The organism is Streptomyces shenzhenensis (genome assembly GCF_003688995.1).
Classification (GTDB): Bacteria; Actinomycetota; Actinomycetes; order Streptomycetales; family Streptomycetaceae; genus Streptomyces; species Streptomyces shenzhenensis_A.
On record NZ_PENI01000030.1, the window covers coordinates 52,287 to 66,901 of the forward strand.

The window sequence follows — 14,615 nt, forward strand, 5'->3', positions numbered from 1 at the left end:
GAGGTCCGGGTGGGTTCATCGGGGTCGTCACGGAATCGGGTCAGGAGTGGATCCCGTGGTTCCGGGGAGGTGATGGCCCTTTGTGCGAAGGCGGTTGTGGAGGTACAGGGTCATGGTCGCGTCGGTGGCCGCCATCAGCAGTCCTGCCGCGACCCGTCCGGTGGCCGCCATCAGCGCCGCCAGTGGCAGCACCGTGAGGTGCGCGGCGAGGAAAGGGCCGCAGCGGGCGGCCATGGGAAGGCACATCAGCATGCCCGCCGTCATCCAGGTGAACGACCGCGCGGCCTCGGCCCCCGCGCCGTCCAGTGTGTGCAGCGGCGGCAGATGCCAGGCGTACGCCGACACCGTCCACACGACCGCCCCCAGACGCGCCCCGCGACCCTCCCCCCGCTCCGGTGTGTGCGCCGCGCGGACCGCGTATGCGAGCAGACCCGGCCCGAGGACCGCGAGGAGCTCGAAGCGGACCATCGCCCACACATGGGCGTCCACGCCGTCCGGCGCCCGCGTCAGGGCGAGCGGTGCGCCCAGCGCACACGCGGCCGCCCCGGCGGCGAGCACCGAGCGGCCGGTCAGCCGCCGTACCTCGGGTGCCAGCGCGACCCGCAGCGAGGGCCAGGCGAACGCCAGCGTGAACGAGACGACCGCGCCCAGCACCCCGACAGCGGCCGAAGCGTCCGTAGCGTGCGCATGGGAGCCGTGCCCACCGCCGCCGCCCGTCACCGCCGCGGCGCCCGTCACGGCCAGGACCGCGAGCCCGCCCAGCAGCCGACCCGGCGAGAGCGGCCCGTACCCGGCTGTCATCCGCAGCCGTGCCCGCCGTCGGAGAAGCCGTCCGGCTCCAGCCGCAGCCGCGCCCGGGCCACCGGCATCACCCGGCCACTCCTCGGGACGCGCGAGGTGGCGCGAGCCGACCGGCGGCCGGCACCGGCCGGGGCGCGAGGGTGTTCATACGGGGGTTCCTTCCGGGGTGGTGCCGGGGGCGCTCGGGGTGTGACGGACCGTGCCGCCGTCGGCGCGGGGGGCGGAGGCGGCGTCCAGGCGGCCGTCGCGGGCGAGCCGGACCACCTGGACGTGACCGGCCAGATCGGTGGGTGCGTCGCTGACGACGACGGGCAGTCCGGGTGGCGCGGACGCCGTCGAGGCCGGGACCGAGCCGGGCTCGGCGAGCAGGGTCTGCTCCTCGAAGCCGATGTCACGGGCGCCGATCACCCAGCGCGGGCGCGCCAGCACGGCCACCGGATCCGCGTCCGGATCGGCCAGAGCGGGCAGCGTCTGGGCCAGGATCTGCGGCTGGGCCCGGCCACCCTGGCAGCCCGCCGCCAGCAGGAGCGCGCCGGACGAGCCGATCACCGGGCACAGCGTGTGCGGCGGGCGGGCGCCCGGCCGCAGCACGCCGGGATGGCCGGGGACGAGACTGAACGCCGAACCACGGTTGTGCAGCACGATCCCGGTGCCCGGGTCGCACAGCCCGGAACCGAAGGTCTGGTAGACGCTCTGGATCAGCGACACCGCAAGACCCGAGGAGTCCACGGCGGTCACCGCGACGGTGTCACCTGAGGGCCGGAACGGCGGCCTCGGCGGGAGCGCGCCGGCCAGGGGCGCCGGGTCCAGCAGCCCCGCCAGGTCAAGCGACTGCCCGTGCGGGTCGCCGAGCAGCCGGTCACGGGCGGCCGAGGCGTCCTGGCACCGGGCGGCCAATAGCCGGGTACGTTCCGGTGCGGACAGGTCCGCGGTGTCGGCCGCCGCGGTCAGCAGCGAGGGCAGGACGGCGCCCTGGCTGGGCGGGGGAGCGGCCCACCAGCGGACGTCCGCCGTATCGACACGCAACGGCTCGGCGAACTCGGCCCGATGGGCGGCCAGGTCGGCGGCGGTGAGCGGACTGCCGAGACGGCGCAGCCCGGCGGCGAGCGCCTCGGCGACGGCGCCCCGGTAGAACGACGAGGGATCGTCGGCGAGTTCGTCGAGCACCTTCGCCAGCCGAGACTGCGGGAGCGGGTCGCCCGTGTCCACCGGGCGGCCGTCGGGACCGGTGAGCAGCGCGGACAGACCGGGATCGGCCGCGATCCGCGGCGCACTGTCCCGTACGGCGCGGGCCAGCCCGGCGGACACCGTCGCGCCTTCCCGGGCGAGCCCGGCGGCGTCCCGCAGCGCGGCGGGCAGCGCGCCCGGCGTGCCGTACGCCGCGGCGAGCGCCGCCCAGCCCGCCACCACCCCGGGCACCGTCACGGTCTGCGGTCCCTGCGCCGGCATCCGGGAGTCCGCCGCGCGCAGCGCCTCGACGTCGGTGTCCTCCGCCGCCGCCCCGGCCGACAACACCGCGCGCACCGTGCCGTCGGGCGGGTGCACCAGGGCGATCAGGTCGCCGCCCAGGGAGCACTGGTGGGGGTAGACGACGGTCAGCGCGGCGGCAGCGGCCAGCGCCGCGTCCACGGCGTTGCCGCCACGTCCGGCCGCCCGCCGGGCCGCGTCGAGCGCCGCCGGGTGCGGAGCGGCCAGGACGAGCCCGTGGCCGGGGCTCACGCTGTGTCCCGGGGCAGCAGCAGGGTCCGGGAGGGGGCTGCCTCGGCGCCCTGGAGGGGCACAGGCAGCGACAGCATGTCGTAGACGCCGGCCGGGGCATGCAGCAGATCGACCACTTCGAGGATCAACACGTCCGCACCGCACAGCAGTTGGTGCGTCTCCCAGTGGGTGGTGTAGGCGACCGCCTCGATGCTCAGGTAGTCGATGCCGGCCGTGCGCACCCCCGCCTCGATCAGCCGCTCGGCGCCGTCCGGGGCCAGGCCGACCCACTGCCGGGCCTTCCACGGGCTGCGCAGCACGCCCTCCGAGTTGCTGGTGCGCAGCAGCACCCGCTCCTCGGTGCCGAGCCCCGCCGCGTCGAGGTCGGCCGCGGTGATCTGCTCCTTGACGTGGGTGAGGTCGAGCACCCGGGCGGTCCCGTTGAGGGCCGACAGGTCCAGCCGGTCGACGGTCCTGCCGCCGTCGATGAAGTGGGCCGGGGCGTCGATGTGCGTCCCGGTGTGGGCGCCGACGCGCCAGCGGCTGACGTTGGACGGATCACCCGCCGTCCGCGACTCGACGACCTCCACCTCGGGCCGGCGGCCCCAGTGCAGCATGCCGGGGTGGATCGGCACGGAGACGTCGATCGCCTTGGTCACATCGAGCTGCATGACACGCTCCTTTGGGATGCGAATAGTCTGTGAATAGGGCCAGCGTGGTGAGGCTGTGGACGGCGGCGGTGGGGCTGCCGTGTCCGGCAGCGGGTGATCAGGCGGGGCCGTCGGGCCGGTGCGTCGCGCTGGGCCAGGGCTCGCGCACGGCCGCCGCGACCGCACGGGCGGTGGTGAGCACACAGCGGTCGAACTCCGCCCGCCCGTGTGCGGAGTTCGCCTCGGTGACGTCCCTGCCCCACACGCCGGTCTCGCTGACCTGGTCCATGCGGTAGTCCCAGAAGGAATCGACGTCGAGGTGCGAGGTGGCCCGCTCCATCCGCACCAGTCCGGGCGCCAGGTGCAGCATCACCGAGGTCTCGAAGTAGTTGGCGTGCATCAGTGCACGGCCGTAGGTGACATGACCGTCGACCTCCGGCCCCGGGTACATCGTCACGTACCCCAACGCCCTTACCCGAGCGTCCCGGTGACGCACCCTCAGCTTCTCGGCCGACACGTCCAGGGCGCCGTTGTTCCAGATGTGGCCGTTCAGCAGGACGAACTGCCGTACCCCGCTGTCGTACAAGGAGTCGATCACATCCTCCACGACGGAGATCAGCGTCTCGGGGCGCAGTGCCACCGTCCCGGCGAAGCCGCCGTGCGAGGCGGACACCCCGAAACTCAGCGGCGGCAGCACCGGCACACCGGTCAGCGCGGAGACACCCAGGGCGACCGCCTCGCAGATCCGGGTGTCCACGGCGAGCGGCAGATGCGGGCCGTGCTGTTCGGTGGCGCCCACCGGGATGACGACGGCGTCGTGCCCGGCGACCGTGGTCTCGGCCTCCTGCCAGGTCAACTCCTCCCACGGCAGGGGCGCACCGGTGCCACCGAGCTGCGCGGCGAGCGCGGGCACGTCCAGTCCGGTGGGGACGCGCAGACCGTTCGGACCGGTGATGACGGACGACATCTCTCTCCTCTCCTCAGGGACTTGTCCGGTTCGGCCGGGATCACCAGCGGCGCCGGCTCTTCTCCGGCAGCAGATCCAGGGCACGGACCGCGACCGGCAGGTCGCCGTCGACGGTGGTGATCCACACCGTGGCGTCCGGGCAGTAGTCGCTGATGAGTTCGCGGCACACCCCGCACGGGGCGATGATCCGGAACTGCCCGGCGGGCTTGATCTGTACCGACACCACCGCGGTCACCGCCAGCGGGGCAGCGGGCGCGAACGCGCCCCGCGCGGTGCCCAGGGCGACACCCTCGGCGCAGACGGAACTGCGCCGGCAGGAACCTTCGACGTGCACGCCGGTATGGATCCGGCCGTCCGCGGTGCGCAGGGCGGTGGCGACCTCGTGCCGGTCCCGCTGCCACACCCGGGCCAGCAACGCCTGGGCCACAGACAGAAGTTCGGCGTCGCCGTCGCTCATCTCCGGTGGGACGGGCACCGGCGCGGCGCTCATCCGCTCAGCCCCAGCAGACGCGCCATGTTGCCGCCCTCGATCAGCGCCCGGTCCTTCTCGTCCCCGACCGCCTTGGCGATCTTCATGCGCTCCAGGTCGAAGTCCGAGCCCGGCCACTCGCTGCCCATCAGGATCTGCCGGGGCCCGAGCCGTGCGTACGCCCGCTTCACGTCGCTCATCAGCGTCGCGGACGTCTCCAGGTAGATGTGCGGCTGCCGTTCGGCCACGATGATCGCTTCCGGCACGTTCCACACGGCGCCCATATGGGCGATGATCGTCGGCACCCCGGGGTGGTCGCGGGCGATCTCCTCGATGGCCAGCGGCGCGCAGAACGCGTCGTCGAGTGCGTTGACGAGCACCATGAGCCCGCGCCTGGCACACGCCTCGAACACCGGGTCCAGCAGACCGTGGTCGGCCACGTGGTAGCCGTGCAGACTCGGATGCAGCTTCAGGCCCGCAAGACCCGCGTCGGCGATCCGGTCGATCTCCTCGATCGCGTCGTCGGCCTGCGGAAGCACCTGCCCGAAGCCGAAGAACCGGTCGGGGTGGGCGGCCACCAGCGAGGCGATGAAGTCGTTCTCGATCCGCTGGGCCAGCGAGCACACCATCGCCATGTCCACCCCGGCCGCGTCCATCCGGTCGAGGATGCGCCGCGGCTCGAAGGGCCGGTACGGCGGCGGGGCCTCGCCCTTGCGCGCCCCGGTGAGGTAGTCGGAGCGGCCGCGCACGTCCTGCGTGGTGTTGTAGGCGTCGATGATCAATGCGGGTCCTCACTCGCGGTGTCGAGGGGCAGATGGCAGCGCACGCTGCGCCCCGGGGCGATCTCGCGCAGCTCCGGGTGCCGGGTGCCGCAGATGTCGGTCGCGAACGGGCAGCGGGTGCGGAACAGACACCCCGCGGGCGGATTCGCCGGATCGGGCAACTCGCCCTCCAGTAGCTGCCGTTCGCGGGGCGGGCCGGGCCGCAGCACCGGCACGCCGGCCAGCAGCGCGCCGCTGTACGGGTGTGCCGGTCCGGTGAAGAAGGCGTCCCGGGAGGCGATCTCGATGATCTCCCCGAGGTACATCACGGCGACCCGGTCGGCGATGTGCCTGACGACGCCGAGGTCGTGCGAGATGAACAGCATCGTCAGACCCCGGTCGCGGACCAGCTCCGACAGCAGGTTCAGCACCTGGGCCTGGATCGACACGTCCAGCGCGGAGACCGCCTCGTCCGCCACCACGAACCGCGGCGAGGACGCCAGGGCCCGTGCGATGCCGATGCGCTGGCGCTGCCCACCGGAGAACTCGTGCGGCTTGCGCCCGCCCGCCTCGGCCCCGAGCCCGACCAGGTCCAGCAGCCCGGCCACGGCACGCTCGGCCTCGGCCCGGCTCGCACCCCGGGCGCGCAGCATCGGCTCGGCCACGATCTCGGCGACCTTGCGGCGCGGGTTGAGCGAGCCGAAGGGGTCCTGGAACACCATCTGCAACTCGGCCCGGGTCCGCTTGAGACGCCGGCCGCGCAGCCGCGTCAGATCGGCGCCGAGGAAGTCGATCCGGCCCGCCGACGGCTCCACGACCCGCAGCAAGGCGCGGCCGAGCGTCGACTTGCCGCACCCCGACTCGCCGACCAGGCCCAGCGTCTCGCCCTGCGCGATGTCGAGGTCGACGTCCCGCAGCGCCCGGACGCGGCCGCCCGCCCGGCCCGGGTAGTCCACCCGCAGTCCGCGCGCGCTCAGCAGTACCTCGCTCATACGGCGGCTCCCGTCGCACGGGCCCGCACCCGGGCCTGCTCTGGCAGCACGCAGGCGTCCAGATGGGCCGTGCCGCCGTAGCGCCGCCGCAGCGCGGGGCGCTCCCCGCAGCCGTCGTGGGCGAATGCGCACCGGGGCTGGAAACCGCAGCCCGACGGCCGCTCCACCCCGCTCGGCGGGCTGCCCGGGATCGCCGGCAACCGTTCGGGCACCGGCCCGTCCAGCGGGGGCACCGAGCCGAGCAGCCCCATCGTGTAAGGGTGCTGGGGGTCGAACAGCACCTCGTCCCGTGTGCCCTGTTCCACGATCCGGCCCGCGTACATCACCGCCACCCGGTCCGCGACCTCGGCGACCACCCCGAGGTCGTGCGTGATCAGGAGTACGGACGTGCCGTGTTCGCGCTGGACCCGCTTCAACAGCGTCAGCACCTGGGCCTGGATGGTCACATCGAGCGCGGTGGTCGGCTCGTCGGCGATGAGCACCGCCGGGTCGTTGGCCAACCCCATGGCGATCATCACGCGTTGGCGCATGCCACCGGAGAGCTGGTGGGGAAAGGCGCGTGCGGCGCGCGCCGGACCCGCGATGCCGACCTCGCCGAGCAGCTCGACGGCCCGGCTCGCGGCCGTGGCACGCGGCACGTCGGCGTGGGCGCGGATCGTCTCCGCGACCTGCGCGCCCGCCCGGTGCAGCGGGTTGAGCGCGGCGAGCGCGTCCTGGAAGACGACCGCCACGTCCTTGCCGCGGACTTGGCGCAGTGCGCGCTCGGACGCGCCCACCAGCTCCCGGCCCCGGAAGGAGACGGATCCGCTGATGTGGGTGTGCGGGCCACGGTTGAGACCCACGAGGCTCATCGACAGCGCGGACTTGCCCGATCCGGACTCGCCCACCAGCGCGAGGATCTCGCCCTTGCGCAGGGTCAGGTCCACCCCGTCGACGGCGGGCAGCCGACCCGCCGGAACATCGAACTGCACGCGCAGGCCGCGGACTTCGAGCACTGCCTCGGGCGCGGTCATACGGCGCCGCCCACGGCCAGCGCGGCCCGGTGGATCAGGTCGGCGACCCGCTCCGGCCGTACGAGGGTGGTGTAGTGGCTGCCCGGCACGTGTTCGACGGTCGCCTTCATCCGTACGGCCATGAAGTTCTGGATCTCCGGGCGCAGTGTGCGGTCGTCGTCGGCGACCAGATACCAGCTGGGCAGGGACCGCCAGGCGGGGACACCGGTGGCCTGGGTGAAGATCAGGTCGTCGGCCTGCCGTCCCTCGGCCTCGACGACCGCCCGCTGCCCGGCCGACAGGTCCGGGCCGATCTCCGCCCAGAACTCCGGGCTCGCTTGCGACTTCCACTCGCCGTTCGGACCACGCCGCATGTACGTGGAGATCTCCGCGGGCTCGTAGCGCTCGACGATCCCGTTGACGGTCTCGCCCTCGTCGGGTCCGAACGCGGCGACATAGACAAGGCCCTTGACGCGCGGGTCGCGTCCGACGCCGGTGATGACCGCGCCGCCGTAGGAGTGCCCGGCGAGCAGCACCGGGCCGCTCGTCCCCGCCAGCGCGGCCGCGGTCTCGGCGATGTCGTCGGCGAGAGAGGTCATCGGGTTGGTCACCGTGAACAGCCGGTGGCCGCGGGCGGTCAGCAGTGGCTGCACCGCCGACCAGGTGGTGGGCCGTCCGCCGGCGCCGTGTACCAGCACGATGTCCATCCGGATCATCCTTTGCGCAGACGCGGGTCGAGGACCGTGCACAGCAGGTCGACCGCGTGGTTGACGAGGGTGAACAGCAGGGCGATCGCGAGTGCCGCGCCCTGTACGACCGGGTAGTCGCGCTGGAGCACGCCCTGCACGAGCAGGCGTCCGACGCCCGGGTAGGAGAAGACGGTCTCGGTGACGACCGAGCCGCCCAGCAGGGAGCCGAACTGGAGCCCCAGGACGGTGACGATGGGCAGCCAGGCGTTGCGCAGGACGTGCCGGCGGACCACCGCGCCCTCGCCGAGGCCCTTCATCCGGGCGGTGCGTACGAAGTCGTCGCCGAGCACCTCCAGCACGGAGGCGCGCACGATCCGGGTGATGAACCCGGCCATCGACAGCGCGAGCGTGATGGCGGGCAGGATCAGATGCTGGACCCATGGCCAGAGCAGCTCGGGCCGGTCCTGGAGGATGGCGTCCAGCAGTACGAAGCCGGTGGTCGGCCGGTAGTCCAGGGAGCTGGGCAGCCGGCCGAGCACGGGCAGCCAGCGCAGCCACACACCGAACACGACGATGGCCAGCACCCCGAGCGCGAACCAGGGCAGGGAGAAACTGACGGTGGCCACGGCCCGGGTGGAGGTGTCGATCCAACTGCCCTTGCGCAGCGCCGCGACCACACCGGTGACCACACCGATCAGCACCGCGACCGTCATGGCCGCGAGGGTGAGTTCCACGGTCGCGGGCAGCGCGTCGCCGAGCAGGCCGAGGACGCTGTTGGAGCCGTAGAACGAGGTGCCCAGCCGCAGATGGACGAGGTCGTCCAGGAAGTGCCCGTACTGGGTGAGCAGCGGCTGGTCCAGGCCGAGCGCCTTGGTGATGCGCTCCTCGTTGGCGCCGAACTCCTCGGCGGAAGCGGTGTTGCCGCCCGCCGCGAGCGAGGTCGCGGGGGAGCCCGGCAGCAGCCGTATCGCCACGAACACCACGGACGCCAGCGCGAACAGCACGACCGGGATCGCGGCCAGCCGGCGCAGGAACACCGCCGTGCCGCCCGACAGCCACGCGGGCCGGGGGAGCCGGGGCAGCCGCGGCCGGATCAGGGTGCCGGCGCTCATGCCGTCCCCCTCGGGTCGAGGGCGTCGCGCAGGTCGTCGCCGACGAAGTTGCACGCCACGACGAACAGCAGGGTGAGCGTGGCGGGCAGCACGACCAGCCGCGGGGCCGTGAACAGGAACTCCTGCCCGGCCTGCACCATGTACCCCCAGTCCGGCTGGGGCGGCTGGATGCCCAGGCCGAGGTAGGACAGGCCCGCCGCGAATCCGGCGGCGACGGACAGCGTCATGACGACCTGGGCGAGCAGCGGACCGCCGATGTTGGGCAACACCTCGCGGAGCAGGATGTGGGGCGCGCTCGTGCCGCCGAGGCGGCAGGCGACGACGTAGTCCTTGGCGGCCTCGCGCGCGGTCAGGGTGCGGGCCAGCCGGGCGAGTCCCGGCGCGAGGGAGATGCCGATGCCGAGGATCAGACTGACCGTGCCCGGTCCGGCCGCCGCCACCAGCAGGATCACCAGCAGGATGGACGGGAAGGCCAGCGCCAGGTCGACCAGCCGCATCAGCATCTGTTCCACCATGCCGCCCGCGTATCCGGCGACGAGTCCGACCAGCGTGCCCACGCCGGCCGCGAGCGCGGTCGCCGCGAAGGACACCAGCAGCAGCGGCCGGGCGCCGTGCACCAGCCGGGCCAGCTCGTCCCGGCCCAGGTCGTCGGTGCCCAGCGGATGCCCCGCCGAACCGGGCGTCAGCAACGCGGCGGAGGTCTGCCGCAGCGGGTCGGCCTGAACGAGCAGCGGCCCGAGCAGGGCGACCAGCACCACTGCGGCCAGCAGCAGCCAGGCGAGCGACGCGGGCCAGGACCGGGCCACTGTGCGGTGGCGCAGTGCATCGACGAGCCGCCGGCCCGGTGCGCCGGACGGCGGCTTCGGCAAAGGGGCCGCGGGGGCCGCAGCCGGCACCGGGGCGGCTTCGGCCGCGGCCCGGGTCTCAGACACTGGCTTTCTCCAGGTAGCAGCGGTGGTTGGCCAGCGCGTCGGTGTTCATGCCCGTCACGTTCGAGCCGCTGACGACCAGGTTGCTGAAGCAGGCCAGCATCGACAGGACCATGTACTCCTCGGCCCATTGGCGCTGGATGCGCGTGTAGGCGGCGGTGCGCTTCGTCGCATCGGTGAGGTTCTTCGCCGCGTACAGGTCGTCGGTGAGGGAGGCCGCGCCCTTCAGGGTGTCCATGCCGGAGAGCTTGGAGCCGTAGATGCCGGTGGTGCTCGCCATTGCGCCGACCATGTCGTCGGGGTCGGGCACGTAGGTGTTGCGCTCCCAGATCATCAGGTCGTGGTAGTCGTCGTTCGCGTCGAGGAGGCGGCTGAAGTAGGTCGCCGGGTCCACGGAGGTGGTGGCGACCTTGAAGCCGACGTCGGTGAGGTTCTGGGCGATGATCTGGGCCGCCTTGGGGTGCCAGGAGTCGCTGGCCGCCATCAGCCGGATCGTGCGCCCCTTCGCGCCTGCCTCCTCGACCAGCCGCGTCGCCTGAGCGGTGTCCTGGGTGCTGAGGTCGGCCAGGGCGGTGTCGTAGCCGGTCTGGGCGGGCGGGATGGCGTAGCCCTTGGGCTCGGCGCCGATGCCGTAGAACGCCTGCTGGAGGATCGCCTTGCGATTGATGGCGAGGTTGATGGCCTTGCGGACCTTCAGCTCGGGGACCCGGCGGGCGTCGATCATCATGATCGCGTTCGCGTTGTGCGGGGTGTCGTACACCTTGACCGCGCTGTCCTTGCGCAGCTGGGACACGGCGGAGTACGGGGCGAACTGCGTCGCGGACACATCGCCGCTGAGCAGCGAGCTGACGATGGTGGAGGGGTCCTGGACCTGGCGCAGCACCAGCCGGTCGAGGGGCGGCTTGCCCAGCCGGAAGCCGTCGAACGCCTTGAGCGTGACGGACTGCCCTGACGTGGCGGAGGAGAAGGCGAACGGCCCGGTGCCCACGAGGTGTTTGCCGATGTCGGCGCCGTACTTGTCCAGCGCGGCCTTGGAGATGATCCGGCCGCCGATGTCGGACAGCTTGGCGAGCAGGGTCCGGTCGGGCTGCTTCAGGACCATCGTGACGGTCATGTCGTCGGGCGCGGTGAGCGAGGCGACATTGGCGCCCAGACGCGCGAGCGGCCGGGTCGCGCCCTTGGGGAGGGTCTTGTCCTCGGGGTCGAACTGGCGGCCGAGGCTGGCGAGTACGTCGGCGGAGGTGAGCGTGGTTCCGTCGTGGAACGTCACCCCCTCGCGCAGGGTGAAGGTATAGGTCAGCCTGTCGTCGGACATGGTCCACTTCTTCGCCAGGTCCGGTGCGGGCTCGTTCGTCTCGAAGGAGATGAACGTCAGGCCGCGGCAGATGCAGTCGACGGCCATCCAGTCGCCCAGGGATGTGTAGAAGGCGGGGTCGTTGACGGCGCTGGTGGCGTCGATGGCCAGCGTGAGGGTGCCGCCCCCGCTGCCGCCGCCCGCGTCGTCGGCCGCGGCGCCGCAGGCGCTGAGCAGGGCGGGCAGCCCGAATCCCACGCCCACCCCGAGCAGGCCGGCGCCTCGGAGCATCGTCCGGCGCGAGACATCCTGCGAGGCGATGGCCGACACCGACGACGAGGTGGAGGCGGGCGAGGGTGATCCGGGCGTCTGGTCCGGCATGGGGCCTCCTTGGGCACCGATCCTGAGAATGGATTAAATCTACGCTGGATTGGATCCAAAAGCATGCTCAGTGGTTCCCGATTCCCTCTTGTGTCCCATGGGTTAAAGACGTGTGAACCAGATCCCGGCAAACACGTCGCGGCTGAACTCAACCGCCGCGCACGCAAGACGCCCGGCCGGGAAATCCCGGCCGAGCGTCTTGCGTGAGCTGCTCGCGGCCTGATCGACACGGCCACGTGTCGCGATGACCCCGGAAAGCCGTCGAGGCGGCCGGGGTCCGGGTCAGAAGGTGAGGCTCCAGCGGTCGAGGTGGCCCGGGTCCACGAGGAAGATCCCCGGGGTGTTGTCGATGACGCGCAGCCTCCACACGCCGTTGGCGGGCAGCGCCGACGCGTCGACCGTGAACGTGGCGTGCAGTTCGGTCCCGGTGTCCCAGACGAAGTCCTTGACGGGGATCACCGTGCCGTCCTCGGCCACGAGATCGATGACCTGGCCACCGATGAAGTCGTGCACCAGGTCGACGCTGACCTTGAGATCGGCGGACGCGTTCCCGGTGCGGCCGGTCACGTACAGAGGCGACTCGATCGTCCGCCAGTTGGGGATGTCGTAGCGGTCGGGGTTGACGAAGTGGTCGCCGCCGGAGTCCAGCACGGTCCAGGCGTAGGGCAGGTCGAGCCGCTCCGCAGCCGAGTTGGTGACGGTGACGGTGACAGCGAACGTGCCGGCGCGGGTGGGCGTGCCGGAGATACGGCCGTCGGCCGGGTCCAGGGCCAGTCCGTCGGGCAGACCGGTGGCCGCGTAGGTGAGCGCGCCGGGCCGGGTGGACGTAGCGGTGATCTGCCGGCTCACCGGCTGGCCGACGGCCGCGTCGCGCGTGGAGGGGGCATCGGCGGCGATGTGATTGACGTAGCGGGGACCGACGTTGACCGCCGCCCAGGCGTTGCCGACCGCCTCGTAGGCGTCGCTGGTGGTGCCGAACAGATCGGCGGCGGCCCGGAGGGTGGCCGCGCGGGCGCCGGCGTAGTCGGTGGTGCTGGTCATGTAGCGGGTCAGCGCCCGGTACCAGACCTCGGTGGCGTTCGCCAGGCCCAGGGCCGCGACGGGTTTGCCGTCGTAGGTGGGACTGTCGTAGGCGACACCGTTGACGGTCTTGCTTCCGCTGCCCTCGGCCAGCAGGTAGAAGAAGTGGTTGGCCACCCCGGAGCTGAAGTGCGGGTCCAGTTTCTTCGTCCCGGCGGTCCAGTAGTCCTGTGAGGTCCCCTTCGCGGAGGCGTCCTTGGACGGCTGGTCCAGGTAGCGCAGGGGATTGCCGGTGCCGCGGACGTCCGCCAGCTCACCGATGAGGTAGTCAGGGGTGTCCTCGGCGTTGCCCGTGAAGAACTCCACGGCCGTGCCCATGATGTCGCTGGTGGCCTCGTTGAGCCCGCCGGACTCCCCGGTGTAGATCAGACCGGCCGTGGCAGAGGTGACGCCATGGGTCATCTCGTGCGCGGCGATGTCGAGTTGGGTCAGCGGATGCCGCCCGTCGCGGCCGTCGCCGTACGTCATGCAGAAGCACAGGTCGTCCCAGAACGCGTTGGCGTATCCGGTGCCGTAGTGCACGTTGGAGACGGCGCCCACGCCGTCGTCGGCTATGCCGTTGCGGCCGAAGCGGTCGTGGTAGAAGTCCCAGGTGCGCTGGGCGCCGTAGGCGGCGTCGACCGCCGCTGTCTGCGCCGAGTCCGGGCTGCCGTCGCCCCACACGTCGTCGCTGTCCGTCAGCAGGGTGCGTACGCCGCCGGTGACGTCGTAGGTGCGGTGGTTGCCGCGCTGCGGATCGGCGAGCTGGTAGGCGTCGCCGTTGCGCACGGACGCCAGCTGGACCGTTCCGCTGTACTGGCTGTGGCCTTCACCGGCCTGGATGTCGTCGTAGGAGGCGAGCCGGGCGCCGGTGACCGCGTCGGTGACCACATGCAGACGGCTCGGTGTTCCGTCCGCACGGACGCCGGTGACAACGTTGTCCCAGGCCAGTCGGGGGGAGCCGTCCGCCGCCCAGACCACCCGCCGCGACGACGCCGCGCCCTCGGACACGAGGGAGGGCTCCTCGTCGGCAGCCCTGAGCGCCGTCTTCTTCGCGGTGGCCGAGGAGATGACGGCTTCGGTCGTGGGCACGGTCAGCGCCCGCGGTGCCGTACGCGTGACGCTCTGTTCGCCGGCCCGCTCGTGGACGATCACGTCGGCCCCGATCACCGGGAGTCCGGCGTAGGTGCGGGTGTAGCGGGTGTGCACCGTGCCGTCGGCGTCCTTGGCCACGTCCTTGGCGACCAGTCCTTCCTTGCCTCCCATGCCGAGTCCGCGAGCCGTCTCGCGCGTCGACTCGGCGGCGTGGCCGATCAGTTCGGCGCGTTGCGCGCGGGACAGCGGCACGCCGCGCGCCCCGGGTCTGGGCTCCGCGTCGATGTGCCGCGCCGCCGGTGTCGTGGAACGGGATTCCGGGATCGGCGCCGACCGGGCAGTCGGGGCGGCGACGACGAGCGCGGTCATGGTGGCGGTGAGCATGACGGCCAGACGGCCACGTCGTGGCCCCGTACGGGGAGAAGAGAGTGAACGGCGGTCGTTCCTGGGCGAGTCGGTCATGTGGGCAGCTCCTCTCACCGGCTGTCGGCGGACAGCGGTGGGATCAAGGGGGGAACCGCGGGCTGTCGGTCCTGCGGTGGGAACAAGGCGGGTGCCGCTCGGGCGCGGACAGATCGTTTCAGGGCGTCCGGACGTTGTCACCACTGCGAAGATCGATGTCCGAAAGCCGGTCAACGGGCGGCTATGCGCGCCGACTTGGTGCGGGCTGCGCCACGTGTACCTTTACGCGGCGGCAATACGGCGCTAACCAGCGAGGTTGGCTGT

Annotated in this window: 13 protein-coding genes; all 13 read right to left on the bottom strand. The window is 72.3% G+C overall.

The window, feature by feature from the left end; all coding sequences use genetic code 11:
• Positions 1-27: 27 nt before the first annotated feature.
• The 13 genes from CTZ28_RS34540 to CTZ28_RS34600 all read right to left on the bottom strand — a co-directional run bounded on the left by CTZ28_RS34540 (position 28) and on the right by CTZ28_RS34600 (position 14,351).
• On the bottom strand, positions 28-801 hold the full coding sequence (locus CTZ28_RS34540; RefSeq protein ID WP_121893682.1) for a hypothetical protein: 774 nt from the start codon (positions 799-801) through the stop codon (positions 28-30).
• 144 nt (positions 802-945) lie between these two features.
• Positions 946-2,520 carry a gamma-glutamyltransferase gene (locus tag CTZ28_RS34545; RefSeq protein WP_121893683.1) on the bottom strand — a complete coding sequence of 525 codons (1,575 nt, stop codon included), beginning with the start codon at positions 2,518-2,520 and terminating at the stop codon, positions 946-948.
• Positions 2,517-3,170, bottom strand: a complete 654-nt coding sequence (locus CTZ28_RS34550; protein WP_121893684.1) for a cyclase family protein — start codon at positions 3,168-3,170, stop codon at positions 2,517-2,519. The genes CTZ28_RS34545 and CTZ28_RS34550 overlap by 4 nt, the downstream gene beginning before the upstream one ends.
• A gap of 97 nt (positions 3,171-3,267) precedes the next feature.
• Positions 3,268-4,116, bottom strand: a complete 849-nt coding sequence (locus tag CTZ28_RS34555) for a creatininase family protein (RefSeq protein ID WP_121893685.1) — start codon at positions 4,114-4,116, stop codon at positions 3,268-3,270.
• A gap of 40 nt (positions 4,117-4,156) precedes the next feature.
• Positions 4,157-4,606, bottom strand: a complete 450-nt coding sequence (locus CTZ28_RS34560; protein ID WP_121893686.1) for a cytidine/deoxycytidylate deaminase family protein — start codon at positions 4,604-4,606, stop codon at positions 4,157-4,159.
• A complete protein-coding gene (locus CTZ28_RS34565; RefSeq protein WP_121893687.1) occupies positions 4,603-5,367 on the bottom strand; it encodes an amidohydrolase family protein in 765 nt (254 codons plus the stop codon). Before CTZ28_RS34565 ends, CTZ28_RS34560 begins: the two co-directional genes overlap by 4 nt.
• Positions 5,364-6,338 carry an ABC transporter ATP-binding protein gene (locus tag CTZ28_RS34570; protein ID WP_121893688.1) on the bottom strand — a complete coding sequence of 325 codons (975 nt, stop codon included), beginning with the start codon at positions 6,336-6,338 and terminating at the stop codon, positions 5,364-5,366. Before CTZ28_RS34570 ends, CTZ28_RS34565 begins: the two co-directional genes overlap by 4 nt.
• Positions 6,335-7,351: an ABC transporter ATP-binding protein gene (locus tag CTZ28_RS34575; protein ID WP_121893689.1), complete on the bottom strand. Its 1,017-nt coding sequence runs from the start codon at positions 7,349-7,351 to the stop codon at positions 6,335-6,337. Before CTZ28_RS34575 ends, CTZ28_RS34570 begins: the two co-directional genes overlap by 4 nt.
• Positions 7,348-8,037 carry an alpha/beta hydrolase gene (locus CTZ28_RS34580; RefSeq protein WP_121893690.1) on the bottom strand — a complete coding sequence of 230 codons (690 nt, stop codon included), beginning with the start codon at positions 8,035-8,037 and terminating at the stop codon, positions 7,348-7,350. Before CTZ28_RS34580 ends, CTZ28_RS34575 begins: the two co-directional genes overlap by 4 nt.
• A 5-nt stretch (positions 8,038-8,042) precedes the next feature.
• Positions 8,043-9,131: an ABC transporter permease gene (locus CTZ28_RS34585; protein ID WP_183154732.1), complete on the bottom strand. Its 1,089-nt coding sequence runs from the start codon at positions 9,129-9,131 to the stop codon at positions 8,043-8,045.
• Positions 9,128-10,063: an ABC transporter permease gene (locus CTZ28_RS34590; protein WP_259471940.1), complete on the bottom strand. Its 936-nt coding sequence runs from the start codon at positions 10,061-10,063 to the stop codon at positions 9,128-9,130. Before CTZ28_RS34590 ends, CTZ28_RS34585 begins: the two co-directional genes overlap by 4 nt.
• Positions 10,056-11,735, bottom strand: a complete 1,680-nt coding sequence (locus CTZ28_RS34595; RefSeq protein WP_121893691.1) for an ABC transporter substrate-binding protein — start codon at positions 11,733-11,735, stop codon at positions 10,056-10,058. Before CTZ28_RS34595 ends, CTZ28_RS34590 begins: the two co-directional genes overlap by 8 nt.
• A gap of 282 nt (positions 11,736-12,017) precedes the next feature.
• Positions 12,018-14,351 (bottom strand): M4 family metallopeptidase, encoded by a 2,334-nt coding sequence (locus CTZ28_RS34600; RefSeq protein ID WP_121893692.1) that lies wholly within the window; start codon positions 14,349-14,351, stop codon positions 12,018-12,020.
• Positions 14,352-14,615 lie beyond the last annotated feature (264 nt).

Excerpts from the sequence above, each read along its gene's own strand:
- CTZ28_RS34540 (WP_121893682.1), bottom strand. The coding sequence starts at position 801 with ATGACAGCCGGGTACGGGCCGCTCTCGCCGGGTCGGCTGCTGGGCGGG.
- CTZ28_RS34550 (WP_121893684.1), bottom strand. The coding sequence starts at position 3,170 with ATGCAGCTCGATGTGACCAAGGCGATCGACGTCTCCGTGCCGATCCAC.
- CTZ28_RS34555 (WP_121893685.1), bottom strand. The coding sequence starts at position 4,116 with ATGTCGTCCGTCATCACCGGTCCGAACGGTCTGCGCGTCCCCACCGGA.
- CTZ28_RS34560 (WP_121893686.1), bottom strand. The coding sequence starts at position 4,606 with ATGAGCGCCGCGCCGGTGCCCGTCCCACCGGAGATGAGCGACGGCGAC.
- CTZ28_RS34570 (WP_121893688.1), bottom strand. The coding sequence starts at position 6,338 with ATGAGCGAGGTACTGCTGAGCGCGCGCGGACTGCGGGTGGACTACCCG.
- CTZ28_RS34575 (WP_121893689.1), bottom strand. The coding sequence starts at position 7,351 with ATGACCGCGCCCGAGGCAGTGCTCGAAGTCCGCGGCCTGCGCGTGCAG.
- CTZ28_RS34580 (WP_121893690.1), bottom strand. The coding sequence starts at position 8,037 with ATGGACATCGTGCTGGTACACGGCGCCGGCGGACGGCCCACCACCTGG.
- CTZ28_RS34585 (WP_183154732.1), bottom strand. The coding sequence starts at position 9,131 with ATGAGCGCCGGCACCCTGATCCGGCCGCGGCTGCCCCGGCTCCCCCGG.
- CTZ28_RS34595 (WP_121893691.1), bottom strand. The coding sequence starts at position 11,735 with ATGCCGGACCAGACGCCCGGATCACCCTCGCCCGCCTCCACCTCGTCG.
- CTZ28_RS34600 (WP_121893692.1), bottom strand. The coding sequence starts at position 14,351 with ATGACCGACTCGCCCAGGAACGACCGCCGTTCACTCTCTTCTCCCCGT.